Consider the following 12647-nt stretch of genomic DNA (forward strand, 5'->3'; position numbering starts at 1 on the left):
TCCTGATGTCGCCACATATCTTCCGTCGTCGCTCTGCCCAACTGCTGGTCGCAACCCTGCCAGCCTGGGCTCTTGCCAGCAATGCCCAGGCCGAAGAGCCTGTGGAAGTCGTCACCAGCTTCAGCATACTGGCCGATATCGTACGCCAGGTCGGCGGCGATCACGTCGAGGTGACCTCGCTGGTCGGTGCCGACAGTGACCCACATGTCTACAGCCCACGTCCCAGCGATGCGCGCTCGCTGGCCGAGGCCGACCTGGTGGTGCTGAATGGCCTGCAGTTCGAAGGCTGGATGACACGCCTGCTCGACTCCAGTGGTTATGAAGGCAAGACCGTGGTGGCTACGGACGGTATCGAGCCACTACCCTACGAGGGCCACTCCATCGAAGGCGGGGCACACGACCACGCCGAAGACGCACATGACCACAGCGAAGACCATGCTCATGCGGAAGAAGCGCATGAGCATGTCTCAGACGAACATGCCTCAGATAAACATGGCGCAGAGGAACATGCCGCCCACGATGAGCATGGCGACCACGCCGGCCATCACCATGGAGAGTTCGACCCCCACGCATGGCTGGATCTGGCGGCCGGCCAGGTCTATGCGGCCAATGTCCGCGATGGACTTATCGCCGTGGACCCCGAGCATGAAGCAGACTACCGCGAGCAGGCCCAGGCCTATATCGATCAATTGGCCGCTGCAGACCAGCAGATCAATACCATGTTCGAGGAAGTACCAGCCAATGCCGAGGTCATCGTCAACCATGACGCCTTCGGTCACTTTTCGCGCGCCTATGGGGTGCACTTCCTGTCACCGGTTGGTCTGTCCACCGAGGCCGAGCCTTCCGCGGCAGATATCGCCCGGTTGATCGAGACGGTCAAGGAGCGGCAGATTCCGGCGTTCTACCTCGAAAGCATGTCCAGTCCGCGCCTGATCGAACAGTTGTCCGAGGAAACCGGTGTGCCCATCGTCGGCACGCTCTATACCGGGGCTCTCTCGGTTTCTGGTGATACGTCCAGCTATCTGGGCATGGTGATGCACAATGCCACCATCCTGCATGACGGCCTGGCCGGCACTGAGCAGCAAGGCGACGACCACGACCACGACCACGACCACGACCACGACCACGACCACGACCACGACCACGACCACGACCACGACCACGACCACTGAGTCCAGCCGCTGTCGCCCGTAGCGTCAAGCCCGGGCGGCAACGGTTTACATTTGCCGAATCGGCGAACCTGGGCCACGCTGGTAGATGGACTCTTCTGCCTGCGAGGCCTGTGCAATGGCCGATATCGACGACTCTCTCGATAACCGCATCACTCTCAAGACGCTGTCTCGCGCCCTGTCCCATGGCCTTTCACCGATTGTCGAGGTGGAGTCCATGGACGGCATCTATACCGTTCGCTTCCATCACGCCAACGGCATATCCGAACTGTGTGACAATAACGGCGCAACCCGCACCTTCCTGGGCACTGGCGAGATCCGCGAGATGCTGGGAGACCTGGGGCTGACCCACGGTGTGCTGACCTGGGCGGACCAGTGCGGTGACGAGATGATCGGTGTTGAAGGCCACGCCATGACACCGGAAGAGATGCTTGCCAATGGCACACGAATTTCCTTTCGCTGATCCCTGGCAGCCCAGGGCGACCCAGCGGTGTCTCGTCACTATCCACGGCGCATCCAACCATGCAGGGCAAATCCAGTGTCTCTGGCGCCGGGCCTGGTATCTGTGGTGCTTGGCACTGGGCGCCGTTGCGGCTACCCTGGAGAGCATCCGACTCATCGCCGCATGGACTCGCCTTCGATGACGCACTCGCTGCCCCCTGTCACCTGCCTTCGCCTGTTTGTCTGCTGTCTGCTGCTGTCGTTGCTGGCCGGTTGTGCCGGTCCTCAACTGTCGACCAGTGATGGCGAGGGACTTTCCATGGAGCGTGCTCTGGTGCTCCAGGAGGCTCGCAATGCCGTCGGCACGCCCTACCGCTACGGTGGCAGTGATGCGCGCGGGCTGGACTGTTCAGGGCTGGTACAGATGGCGTACCTGCGCGCTGGTATTGCTCTGCCCAGGTCATCCAGCGACCAGTACGAGACTCTGCCGCACACCAGGTCGGCCCGCCCCGGAGACCTGTTGTTCTTTGCTACCGGATCCGGCTCCTCGGTCAGTCATGTCGGTATCTACATGGGCGACGACACCATGATTCACGCTCCGGGTAGCGGGCGCACGGTAACCACCACCTCACTGTCGTATGACTACTGGAAGGAGCACTACGTCGGTGCGGCGGCTCCCGCTCCCTGAGAAGATCAAGTGATGAAGTTATGCAAAGCGATTGTTGGAGCCGGGGCGCCGACCATGCAAAGCTGGTCACGTTCGTGGCCGTAAGCCACAGACCAGCAAACTCAGGCTACATTGCCCTGTCCAACGAGGTTCCACCCAACCGATAGGAGTACGCCATGACACTGAGACTGGGAGATACCGCACCGGACTTCACTCAGGACAGTACCGCGGGTCCCATCAGCTTCCATGATTGGGCCGGTGACAACTGGGTGATCCTGTTTTCCCACCCAAAGGACTTTACACCGGTCTGCACCACGGAACTTGGCGAGGTATCGCGCCTCAAGCAGAAGTTCGATGCGCGCAACACCAAGGTCCTTGGCCTGTCAGTCGACCCCATCGAGGATCACCATGCCTGGGTGGGCGACATCGAGGACACCCAGGGCTACGGCCTCAACTTCCCGCTGCTGGCCGACGACGACCGCAAGGTCAGTGACCTCTATGGCATGGTTCATCCCAATGCCAACGACACCCTGACCGTACGCAGCGTCTTCATCATCGACCCGGCGAAAAAGGTGCGCCTGACACTGACCTACCCGGCCAGCACTGGACGCAACTTTGCCGAGATCCTGCGGGTTCTCGACAGCCTTCAGTTGACCGACGGCTACAAGGTGGCCACCCCGGTGAACTGGCAGGACGGTGATCGCTGCATCATCGTGCCCGCGGTCAGTAACGAGGAAGCGGCCAAACTGTTCCCCGATGGCTGGGATGAGCTGCGCCCCTACCTACGCTACGTCAAGCAGCCCAACCGCTCCTGAGCTCCGTTCCCATCACCCTGCGGTAACCCGGGCAGCAACTGCCCAGGTTGCCGCAGTGCCATCACCAGCTCCCGCAAACTATTATTAACATGGCAATCAAATAGCTCATCCTGATCGATTTGATTGTCGTCCGCACCACACTGGCACAGATGCGCGGATCTGCTGGTGTGGTGCGGCCGCGCGTCGGCCTGATGGCCGACGGCGGCACTTCCCTGTGCCACCATTAACCCAACATGAAAGCATGCCGGGTTAATAAAATGGCAATCAAATAGCTCATCCTGATCGATGTGATTGTCGTCAGCACCACACTGGCGCAGATGCGCGGATCTGCTGGTGTGGCACGGTCTCGCGTCGGCCTGATGGCCGACGGCGGCACGTCCCTGTGCCGCCATTAACCCAACATGAAAGCATGCCGGGTTAATATCGGGTCGGGTGCAGCACCGCGTAGTCTTTACAGCCCCCGACAAAGCAGGGATAGTGCCCCTCAACACAGGTGACGCTGCAGGACCTTCTCGGCGATCCATGCAGCCATCACCTGAAACCTGCACCAGCCAGGATTTCCATGACAGGCGGTGGAAGGAGTCACACTGCCCGCTGGCGGATATCTCCTCCACCTGGAGACTCCCGATGTCATCTGTAACACCCCCTACCGCCAGGCTGTCACGCCAGGATTGCGCTGCGCGGCTGGAACAACTGCGCCAGGCCACGCCACTGATTCACAACATCACCAACTATGTCGCCATGAACAGCATGGCCAACATTCTGCTGGCGGTGGGCGCCTCCCCAGCGATGGTGCATGCCACTGAGGAAGTGGCTGAGTTTGCTGCCATTGCTGATGCGCTGACCATCAATATCGGCACCCTCTCCGCCGACTGGCTGGAGGCCATGCAACAGGCCGCACGCAGTGCCCGAGAGCACGGCAAGCCCTGGGTGCTGGACCCGGTGGCAGTGGGAGCCACCCGCTTTCGCCGCGATGCGGGAGCGCTGTTGATCGCCGAGCGGCCCAGTGTGATTCGTGGCAACGCCTCTGAGATTCTCGCTCTGGCACAGCTGTCCAATAGCGGCGCCGGTGCCGATGACCGTGGTCGTGGTGTCGACTCAACCGCCAGCAGCGATGCCGCCACCACCGCCGCCATTGGGCTGGCCCGCACGACGTCTGCCATAGTCGCGGTCACCGGCGTAACGGACCTGGTCACCGACGGTCAGCGTCTGGCACGAATCCCCGGCGGGCATCCGCTGATGCCCAGGGTCACCACTCTCGGCTGCAGCCTGACCGGAGTGGTCGCGGCCTTCGTTGCCACCGGCGACGACGCCCTGCTCGCGACCTGTGCCGCTCTGAACTGCTACGCCATTGCCGGTAGCATGGCCGGAGACAGAGCCAACGGACCCGGGAGCTTTGCCTCCGCCTTCCTCGATGCTCTATACCAGCTTGATACCGATTCCCTGACACCCCTGAATTCAGGATTTGTAGAGATCACGAATGTCGACTGAACGTCTGTTTCGCCGCGAACAACTGAGTGTGTATCTGGTGACCGACCCGGCGCTCTGCGCTGATTACGGACTGGAACGCACCGTCATGGATGCCGTGAGTGGTGGCGCCACCCTGATACAGTTACGTGACAAACACGCCACCGATGCCGAGTTGATCGACATCGCCCGACGTCTCAAGCAGGCAATGGCCGCCACCGGCGTACCTCTGGTGATCAATGATCGCGTTGCGGTGGCCGAGGTCAGCGGTGCCGACGGAGTGCATCTGGGGCAGGACGACAGCGATGTAGCGGAAGCACGTCGACGCCTGGGAGATGCCGCCATCATCGGCCTCTCGGTGCAGAACCTCCAGCAGCTGAATGAGCTCGACACGGCCCCCCTCGACTACCTGGGACTCGGCCCGGTATTTGCCACTGCCACCAAGAGCGATCACGCCGCTCCGCTCGGCTTTGACGGGCTCGCTCAGTTGGTGTCCGCCAGCCCACTGCCCAGCGTCGCCATCGGTGGTCTCAAGGCCGAACACACCAACCAGATTCATCAGGCAGGCGCCGACGGTCTGGCCGTCGTCTCGGCGATCTGTGGCCAAGCGGACCCACAGGCGGCGACGCAGGCGTTGGTGAAGGAGTGGAAGGGCACATAGCTGCGAGTTTCAAGCTACGAGCTCCGAGCGACGAGCCTCGAGCTGTTCAGTACCACTCCATGGATCACAGACAACAGCCGGGGTTCCAGCTCGAGCGCAGCGTGCTCGCGGCTCGAGACTCGTAGCTGAGGGTCTAGGCCGTCGGCCGCCGTTTCAGCGACGTGCGCCCTTCCTGATAGGCAATCAGCAGGCCACTGCCGATGATCAGGGTACCGCCGAGCAGAACCCAGATATCCGGCACTTCACCCCAGAAGATCCAACCCAGCAGCACCGCCCATACCATGGCGGTGTAATCGAAGGGAGCGGCAATGGCCGCAGGTGCATAGCGAAAGGCCTGGGTGATGCAGGCGGTGGCTCCCACGCCGAAGACGCCGGAGACCAGAAAGCCCGGCCAGTGCCAGGGTTCTGGAGTGGTCCATACCAGCGGCAGGCAGAGTGCGGCGATGATGAAGGGCACCAGGTTCATATAGAAGACCATGGCCCACAGATGCTCACGTCCGCCGTAGCGCCGCGCAGTGATCATCATCAAGGCATAGAACACCGCCGCGCCGAGCATGGCCAACGCGCCGAGCGAAATCCCGTCTGATCCCGGCCTTACCACCACCAGTACGCCGATAAAACCCAGCAACGAGGCACCCAGCACCGGGAGCGTCACCTTCTCGCCCAACAGAGGCACTGACAGCAGGCTGACAAACAGGGGGGCGGCAAAGGCGATAGCAGTGCCTTCGGCCAGCGGCATCATGGTCAGGCCGAGAATGAAGCATCCCATGCAACCGGCATAGATCAGGCCTCGCACCAGATGAACACCAGGTCGTCGAGTGCCCAGCAGGCGCAGTCCACCGGCAAAACGGGCAAACAGCATGATCAGCGGCAATGACACCAGGGTGCGGAAGAAGATGATCTGGATCGGCGAATGCACCGCTCCCAACCACTTGGAAATCGCATCACCCAACGCAAGGCACAGCACGCCGAGGCACATGAAGGCGATTCCCTTGATCGATGGTGACATCCATTCCTCCGTGACGGTTCCAGCGGCACTATTGACGTGGCAATGCCGGGGCCGACCCACATTAGGTGCGAACCGCAGGCAAAGCAAGCGCGTTGAACGGCAAGCCTGGCTGGGACCATGACAGTGTCGTAGTGAGATATTAACCCGGCATGCTTTCATGTTGGGTTAATGGCGGCACAGGGAGGTGCCGCCGTCGGCCATCAGGCCGACGCGAGACCGCACCACACCAACAGATCCGCGCATCTGCGACCAGTGTGGTGTGGACGACAATCAAATCGATCAGGATGAGCCGTTTGATTGCCATGTTAATAAATCACTGCAGCTACAACGAACAATGCCCGCCGAAGGCGGGCATTCGCAGCGGTCCGAGTTGAACCCGACACTACATGGTGGGTACCACCATGCAGTCTATCCCGCGCTGGGCCAGATGCTGGCAGGCGGTGCGTGCCTGACTCTCCTGAAGATCGACGAGACGCGCGCGATAGACGTCCGCATTGTCGGCTCTAGCGACAGCCACCCGCGCATTGCCCAGCTCTTCTGCCAATTGGTCGGCGGCGCGGCTTGCCTGGCTTCGAGCACTATCCTCACTGCTGAAGGCGCCTACTTGAACGCCCCAGTCACCTGCACTGGTCGGTGCACTCTGCGATGGCACCGGAGCAGCCGGTGTCGGAGAGGGTGTGGACGCGGGAGCCGCAGAGGAGGTTGTCTGCACCGGGGCTGGTGACGATACCGAGGCGACCATTGGCGCCGACGCTGCCACCGGAACCGGCGAAGATGCCAGGCCGGAAAGCGGGTCACGAGCCGATGCACTACTATAGTTTGAACCACTGGAGCTCGAACCACTATAGCCCGAACCCCTATAGCTTGAACCACTGGAGCTTGAACCACTGGAGCCGACCGATGAGGTGCTCGCCTCCTGAATGACCGGTGCCGCGGAGGCGACCTGCGCCGGTGCAATGACACTCTCGACTCGCGATGGCTGCACCGCTCCCGGTGAGACCGGCACCGCTGCTGCACTGGCTACCTGAGTGGTTGGCGAAGGTGCCGGCGCAGACAGCATGCCCTGCTGCGGCTGCATCAACAGGCCGCCGGAAATACTGGTATCCGCGAGAAACCCTCGCCCGTCGCTCAAGGATGCCCGCAGGAAGCCACGATCCAGTACGCTGACCATCTGTTCATCCCGCGACGACGCGGTATACCCTCCCATGACCACGGCCACCATGCGTCGACCGTTACGCACTGCAGAGGTCGCCACGTTGAAGCCAGAGGCGCGAATGAAGCCCGTCTTGAGACCGTCCGCGCCCGGATAGTTGTTGAGCAGGCGATTGTGGCCGGTATGCCGCGTACCACGCCAGGTGAACTCGGTCAGACCAAAATAGTGGTAATGCTGGGGGAAGTCCTGAATCAGATGTTCGGCCAGAATGGCCATATCACGAGCGGTGGTCACCTGGCCGGAGTCCGGCAGACCAGAGGCATTGCGGAAGGTGGTATTTTCCATGCCCAGCTCACGGGCCTTGCGTGTCATTATCTCGGCAAAGCCGGACTCGGTGCCACCAAGTGCCTCGGCCACGACCACCGCCACATCATTGGCGGATCTCACCACCAGAGCCTGAATGGCCTTGTCGACCGGAATGGTACTGCCCGCCTTGAGCCAGAGCTTGGTGGCCGGCATCGACGCCGCATGAGACGACACAGGCAAGGGGTGGCCAAGGCTCATGGAACGACCTTCCAGCGCCTCGAACAACAGGTACAGGGTCATCATCTTGGTCAGGGAAGCGGGATACCGGGGCTCGTCGGCATTCTCGGCGTAGAGAATCTCCTGTGTCTCGGCATCAACCACGATCCCTGCATATTTAGGATTACCGGCCCAGGCCACGTTGACCATCAGGCTCGAAACCAGCAGTAGCACAATCGATACAGCAGAACTACGCCAGATGCTGCGAGCAGACACCATCATTTCTTCCCCAGCGTTTACCAATGATTCTCGCGCATTATGGCCTACTTGAGCGGTATATGCAGCGCGAAAAGACAGTAATATCCCCGATACACTGTCGTTCATGGCCTGCCGTCATGCAATTACCCAAAAGGCGGGATGATCGCGTGCTGTCACCGATCAACCCAACAGCCGCTGTGCGCCCAGCCACACTAGCCTCAACGCCAATGCCGTCAGCACCAGGCGAAAGAACAGGTCAAAGCGGTTATCGGACAGGCGCTTGAGCAGGCGCAACCCCAGCCAGGTACCAATCACGCCAGACAGGATCATCACTCCGATCAGCGGCAGCCACTCATGGAAGACAAAGCCGGCGAAGCCGAACACGAAGGCCTTGGTCAGATGCTGGAAGGTCATGCAGGCGGCGAAAGTCGCTACCGTGGACTGGCGGTTGTTGCTGCGCTGCTTGATGAAGGCCGCGACCATGGGGCCACTGGCACCGACCAGGCTGGATAGAAAGGTCGTTACCGCCCCCGCCACCAGCGTGCCCAACTGGCCCAGCGCCCGTTTCGGCAGCGCTGGGCCCCAGGTGGTGAACAGTACAAAAGCGGCAATAGCCAGCTCCAGCACGCCTTCCGGCAGTCGAATCAACAACAGACTGGCGACCAGCGCCCCGACCACGGCGCCGGGAATGAAAGCCAGCAATGCACCACGCTCGATATGACGTAGCGTCATCAGCATGCGGCCGCCGTTCGAGCCCATCTGCACCATGCCATGTACCGGAATCAGAGCCATCGCCGGCATCACCTGCGCCATGGTCATGATCAATAGCGTACCGCCGCCGATACCCATCGAGGCACTGATCATCGAGGTCAGCGATGACAGTGCCACCAGCAGCAAACTGATATCGGCGGACAACGGGGAGAGTTGAGCGAGCCATTCCATGAGCAGGGATTCCCGACAATCAAGGGGCTACAGCATACCCTTCTCTTTCCGGGCTCTGCACCTGGCAGTCATCCCACGGGACCATTCCCCTTCCCGCTTGATCATTCCGCTACCCTCTGGGCAGGCGCCGCCGACCCGAAAGGCCTGCGGCACCCGTATTGTCATGCGAGTCAGTGCTGGATTCAGCCCACCAGACCCAGCGCCTTCAGCGATGCAGCCTGTCGTTCGGCATAGAGCGCCAGCTCATCGGTGACAGCGGCGCCCAACGCCTCCTCGAAGGCCTCGCGATTGGCATTGCCCTGACCAACTTGCCCTTCCTCTCCGCCGAGGTTGGACTGGAAGATACCGGCGGCAGATACCGGCAGGAAGTCCTCATAGGTGATGGGATCGGCAATGACCTTCCCCGCCGACAACAGCTCCTCGAGCTTGCCTTCAGCCCGGGACTCTCCGGGAGCCAGGCGATACTCGAAGAAGGCCAGCCCTTCGCGGCGCAGGATAGTGTCGTCATCCGGGAAGGCCTCGAAGACGTCGGCCAAATGCGCCTGGTGAGCCTCATTGTCCGCGCCCGGGGCAGCCTGGCGCGCCTCATTGAGCAGTTGATCATAGCGTTGGCGGCCACGCGCGGTCAGGGCTACGCCACGCTGCTCGATCTCGCCGAAACGTGCGGTGTGCTTGCCGATGTCATCGCCACGGAAATGGGTCAGTTCCTCCAGCGCCTTGAAGCTGGTCTGGCGCAGCAGGATCGGGCACTGGCGACGCGGCGGCCCTTCGATCACCGCCTTGGGCGACATGCCGACAGCGGGCATCCGGCGCTGAACCTCATCAATGTCCAGGGTACGCGGCGTCAGGTGATTGATGTGCGGACCACGGAAGCACACCACATCGGCAATCAGACGGTGAGCGGCATGCAGGTCGTCATAGGTGGCTCGATCCACCGTGGCATGCTGGTGCCAGCGGAAGGTCTCCAGTGCCTCGGCGACAAACCGATCTGCCTGGTCGCTGGTCAACCCACCCTCGCTCTCGAAAGCGGCAATCAGCTCCCGCACCCCCGGTGTAAAGATATCGCGCTGCGCGAGAATATCGGCAGCACGCTGGCGCAGCGCCGAATCCTCGATCAACTCCAGCCGCAGCAGTGAAGTGAACAGGCGGAAGGGATTACGCGCCAGGGCCGCGTCAGACACCGGACGGAAGGCGGTGGAATGTACCGGAACTCCCGCCTCGGAAAGGTCATAGTAGCCCACCGGATACATGCCCATCACCGCAAACAGGCGTCGCAACGTCGCCAGCTCCTCCGCTGTTCCCACGCGGATGGCGCCATGGCGCTCGACACCAAGGCGCTCCAGTTCACCACGGGCCTCGAGGCTGGTCTTGAATTCGGGCCGTGCTTCCAGCGTCTCGCGATTGACGGTCTCGACCAGCTCCAGCAAGGCGCCGTACTGCGGCACTTCTGTCTGATACATGGCCGACATGGCACGCGAAAAGCGGTCACGAATTTCATCGGAGGAAACGAAAGAGGACGACATGGTGACTCTACCTGATATGTGAGAACACATGGTGATGGCTTGAAAGGAGTAATGACGACAGGGCGCCGTATATCCGATTTACCGCCCATGAAAACAGAGCCGACAATAGGGGACAAACGAAAAAAAGCACGCTTTGCATTCCATTGCGGAATGCGAGGTGAGAATATCGAGTCAGCATCTCATGCAAGGTTTCAAGGTGCAAAACGCCTGAATGGCCTTTTCCGCCGCATCCTTATACTCATGCATAAAAGTTGTGCCTATCCATGAAAGCCCGTCACTTGCCTTCCACGGTCACCATCCAGTGCTTCGAGACTGCGGCGCGACACCTCAGCTTTACCCGTGCCGCCGAAGAGTTGAGCATTACCCAGAGTGCCGTCAGCAAGCAGGTGGCACAGTTGGAAGATGTGCTGCAACGCAAGCTTTTCCGCCGCCTGAGGCGCAGCCTGGTGCTGACGCCGGAAGGCGCCCTGTACCTGAGCGAAGCGCGCAAGATTCTGGCCCAGCTCGAGATGTCGACCAATACCATCCAGACCTGGAGCGGCCAGGGCGAAGTGCTGAAGGTCGCGACCTTGCCCACCTTCGGCAGCCGCTGGCTGGCACGCCATCTCCCTGCCTTCCTCGAAGCCCGCCCACAACTGACCCTGCAGCTCACCGATCGTGTCGAGGCCTTCGACGTGCATGGCGAAGGCCTCGACGTGGCGGTGTTCCATGGTCATGGCAGTTGGCCGGGGCTCGAATGCCACCGATTGTTTGGCGAGGAGGTCGTCGCGGTGGCCGCCCCGCACTACCTGGCCGAGCGGCAACCGGATGCCGCCCGAGCCTTCGGCGACTGTCGCCTGCTGCATCTCGCCACCCGCCCTGCTGCCTGGCACCACTGGTTTGCTGATCAGGGCATCCGCAGTGAACGCAGCTACTACGGTACTCGTGTCGAGACCTTCCACACCCTGATCCAGATGTTGATCAACGGCGCCGGACTGGGACTGGTGCCGCGCTTTCTGATCGACGAGGAACTGGGCAGCGGCCAACTACAACTCGCCTCTCTCCACGTCCTGACCACTCCCGACGCCTATTACCTGGTGACTCCGGAAGCCCTCGGCGAGCAGCCACACGTCCGACATTTCATCGAATACCTGGTCGAGCGGGCGCAGTGTTCTGCACTCCCCGAGCCGTCCACCCCCTAATGGCCCAGAATCTGGCTGAGGAACAGTCGCGTCCGTTCCGAGCGGGGCGCGCTGAAGAATGTCTCCGGCGGTGCTTCCTCGATGATCTGCCCCTGATCCATGAAGATCACTCGGTCGGCTACGGTTCTGGCAAAGCCCATTTCATGGGTCACACAGAGCATGGTCATGCCGTCCCGGGCCAGTTCAACCATGACATCGAGCACTTCCTTGATCATCTCCGGATCAAGGGCCGACGTCGGCTCATCGAACAGCATGACTTCCGGCTTGAGGCACAGAGCCCGGGCGATGGCCACCCGCTGCTGCTGACCACCGGATAACTGACCGGGATACTTGTGGGCCTGGTCAGCGATCTGCACCCGCTCGAGATACTCCATGGCGGTGGCTTCCGCTTCCCGCAGCGGTCGCCGCTGCACCCAGGTCTGGGCGATACAGCAATTTTCCAGCACCGACAGGTGGGGGAACAGATTGAAGTGCTGGAACACCATGCCGACGTGGCGACGAATCTGCTCGATGCGCTTGACGTCCTCGGTCATGTGCATGCCATCGACCACGATATCGCCCTGCTGATGCTCCTCGAGATGATTGATGCAACGGATCAGGGTCGACTTGCCGGAACCGGATGGTCCACAGATGACGATACGCTCCCCGCGTTCGACCTTGAGGTCGATATCCCGTAGCACATGAAAATCGCCATACCACTTGTTGAGCCCGGATATCTCGATCATCGCCGGCTGGTCGGAAGCCGAGGTCGGTGATGTACCTTCCGGCACAGGCGTGGCAGCTTGAGAGGACATCATCTTACTCCCGAATCATTGGATTTATTGTGAGCGCGACTAGCT

13 protein-coding genes are annotated in these 12647 nt (G+C 61.3%); 7 read left to right on the forward strand and 6 right to left on the reverse strand.

The window, feature by feature from the left end:
* Positions 1-5: 5 nt before the first annotated feature.
* The 4 genes from BUE38_RS10490 to BUE38_RS10505 all read left to right on the forward strand — a co-directional run bounded on the left by BUE38_RS10490 (position 6) and on the right by BUE38_RS10505 (position 3092).
* Positions 6-1172, forward strand: coding sequence for a metal ABC transporter solute-binding protein, Zn/Mn family (locus BUE38_RS10490; RefSeq protein WP_073435165.1), 1167 nt, complete (start codon positions 6-8; stop codon positions 1170-1172).
* Between the two features lie 115 nt (positions 1173-1287).
* Positions 1288-1632 (forward strand): hypothetical protein, encoded by a 345-nt coding sequence (locus BUE38_RS10495; protein WP_073435166.1) that lies wholly within the window; start codon positions 1288-1290, stop codon positions 1630-1632.
* Positions 1633-1809: 177 nt separating this feature from the next.
* Positions 1810-2298, forward strand: coding sequence for a C40 family peptidase (locus BUE38_RS10500; RefSeq protein WP_073435432.1), 489 nt, complete (start codon positions 1810-1812; stop codon positions 2296-2298).
* A gap of 155 nt (positions 2299-2453) precedes the next feature.
* Entirely contained in the window at positions 2454-3092 is a 639-nt protein-coding gene (locus tag BUE38_RS10505) for a peroxiredoxin (protein ID WP_073435167.1), read from the forward strand.
* Here the strand turns inward: BUE38_RS10505 and BUE38_RS22535 are convergent.
* Positions 3065-3484 (reverse strand): hypothetical protein, encoded by a 420-nt coding sequence (locus BUE38_RS22535; RefSeq protein ID WP_143166286.1) that lies wholly within the window; start codon positions 3482-3484, stop codon positions 3065-3067. The genes BUE38_RS10505 and BUE38_RS22535 overlap by 28 nt on opposite strands.
* A gap of 235 nt (positions 3485-3719) precedes the next feature.
* Here BUE38_RS22535 and thiM point away from each other — a divergent pair, with 235 nt between their 5' ends.
* Both thiM and thiE read left to right on the forward strand, forming a co-directional pair.
* On the forward strand, positions 3720-4583 hold the full coding sequence (gene thiM / locus BUE38_RS10510; RefSeq protein ID WP_073435168.1) for a hydroxyethylthiazole kinase: 864 nt from the start codon (positions 3720-3722) through the stop codon (positions 4581-4583).
* On the forward strand, positions 4573-5220 hold the full coding sequence (gene thiE, locus BUE38_RS10515; RefSeq protein WP_073435169.1) for a thiamine phosphate synthase: 648 nt from the start codon (positions 4573-4575) through the stop codon (positions 5218-5220). Before thiM ends, thiE begins: the two co-directional genes overlap by 11 nt.
* Positions 5221-5353: 133 nt before the next feature.
* Here thiE and BUE38_RS10520 read toward each other — a convergent pair whose 3' ends face one another.
* From BUE38_RS10520 to hglS, 4 genes are all read right to left on the reverse strand, one after another.
* The gene (locus BUE38_RS10520; protein ID WP_073435170.1) at positions 5354-6229 is read right to left on the reverse strand and encodes a DMT family transporter; all 876 of its coding nucleotides are present in this window, start codon (positions 6227-6229) and stop codon (positions 5354-5356) included.
* A gap of 382 nt (positions 6230-6611) precedes the next feature.
* Positions 6612-8186, reverse strand: coding sequence for an SPOR domain-containing protein (locus BUE38_RS10525; protein WP_084541878.1), 1575 nt, complete (start codon positions 8184-8186; stop codon positions 6612-6614).
* 156 nt (positions 8187-8342) lie between these two features.
* Positions 8343-9104 carry a sulfite exporter TauE/SafE family protein gene (locus BUE38_RS10530; protein WP_073435172.1) on the reverse strand — a complete coding sequence of 254 codons (762 nt, stop codon included), beginning with the start codon at positions 9102-9104 and terminating at the stop codon, positions 8343-8345.
* A gap of 182 nt (positions 9105-9286) precedes the next feature.
* On the reverse strand, positions 9287-10627 hold the full coding sequence (gene hglS / locus BUE38_RS10535; protein WP_073435173.1) for a 2-oxoadipate dioxygenase/decarboxylase HglS: 1341 nt from the start codon (positions 10625-10627) through the stop codon (positions 9287-9289).
* A 263-nt stretch (positions 10628-10890) separates the two neighbouring features.
* On the opposite strand from hglS, the gene BUE38_RS10540 reads away from it, so the two are divergent.
* Entirely contained in the window at positions 10891-11808 is a 918-nt protein-coding gene (locus tag BUE38_RS10540) for a LysR substrate-binding domain-containing protein (RefSeq protein ID WP_073435174.1), read from the forward strand.
* On the opposite strand, the gene BUE38_RS10545 is transcribed toward BUE38_RS10540, so the two are convergent.
* The gene (locus tag BUE38_RS10545) at positions 11805-12533 is read right to left on the reverse strand and encodes an amino acid ABC transporter ATP-binding protein (protein ID WP_073435433.1); all 729 of its coding nucleotides are present in this window, start codon (positions 12531-12533) and stop codon (positions 11805-11807) included. The two genes, BUE38_RS10540 and BUE38_RS10545, sit on opposite strands and share 4 nt — an antisense overlap.
* Positions 12534-12647: the final 114 nt, after the last annotated feature.

The organism is Halomonas cupida, from assembly GCF_900142755.1.
GTDB lineage: Bacteria > Pseudomonadota > Gammaproteobacteria > Pseudomonadales > Halomonadaceae > Halomonas > Halomonas cupida.

What these genes read in the sequence shown, in the direction of transcription:
- BUE38_RS10490 (WP_073435165.1), top strand. Translation starts at nt 6, where the DNA reads ATGTCGCCACATATCTTCCGTCGTCGCTCTGCCCAACTGCTGGTCGCA.
- BUE38_RS10495 (WP_073435166.1), top strand. Translation starts at nt 1,288, where the DNA reads ATGGCCGATATCGACGACTCTCTCGATAACCGCATCACTCTCAAGACG.
- BUE38_RS10500 (WP_073435432.1), top strand. Translation starts at nt 1,810, where the DNA reads ATGACGCACTCGCTGCCCCCTGTCACCTGCCTTCGCCTGTTTGTCTGC.
- BUE38_RS10505 (WP_073435167.1), top strand. Translation starts at nt 2,454, where the DNA reads ATGACACTGAGACTGGGAGATACCGCACCGGACTTCACTCAGGACAGT.
- BUE38_RS22535 (WP_143166286.1), bottom strand. Translation starts at nt 3,484, where the DNA reads ATGGCGGCACAGGGACGTGCCGCCGTCGGCCATCAGGCCGACGCGAGA.
- thiM (WP_073435168.1), top strand. Translation starts at nt 3,720, where the DNA reads ATGTCATCTGTAACACCCCCTACCGCCAGGCTGTCACGCCAGGATTGC.
- thiE (WP_073435169.1), top strand. Translation starts at nt 4,573, where the DNA reads ATGTCGACTGAACGTCTGTTTCGCCGCGAACAACTGAGTGTGTATCTG.
- BUE38_RS10520 (WP_073435170.1), bottom strand. Translation starts at nt 6,229, where the DNA reads ATGTCACCATCGATCAAGGGAATCGCCTTCATGTGCCTCGGCGTGCTG.
- BUE38_RS10525 (WP_084541878.1), bottom strand. Translation starts at nt 8,186, where the DNA reads ATGATGGTGTCTGCTCGCAGCATCTGGCGTAGTTCTGCTGTATCGATT.
- BUE38_RS10530 (WP_073435172.1), bottom strand. Translation starts at nt 9,104, where the DNA reads ATGGAATGGCTCGCTCAACTCTCCCCGTTGTCCGCCGATATCAGTTTG.
- hglS (WP_073435173.1), bottom strand. Translation starts at nt 10,627, where the DNA reads ATGTCGTCCTCTTTCGTTTCCTCCGATGAAATTCGTGACCGCTTTTCG.
- BUE38_RS10540 (WP_073435174.1), top strand. Translation starts at nt 10,891, where the DNA reads ATGAAAGCCCGTCACTTGCCTTCCACGGTCACCATCCAGTGCTTCGAG.
- BUE38_RS10545 (WP_073435433.1), bottom strand. Translation starts at nt 12,533, where the DNA reads ATGATCGAGATATCCGGGCTCAACAAGTGGTATGGCGATTTTCATGTG.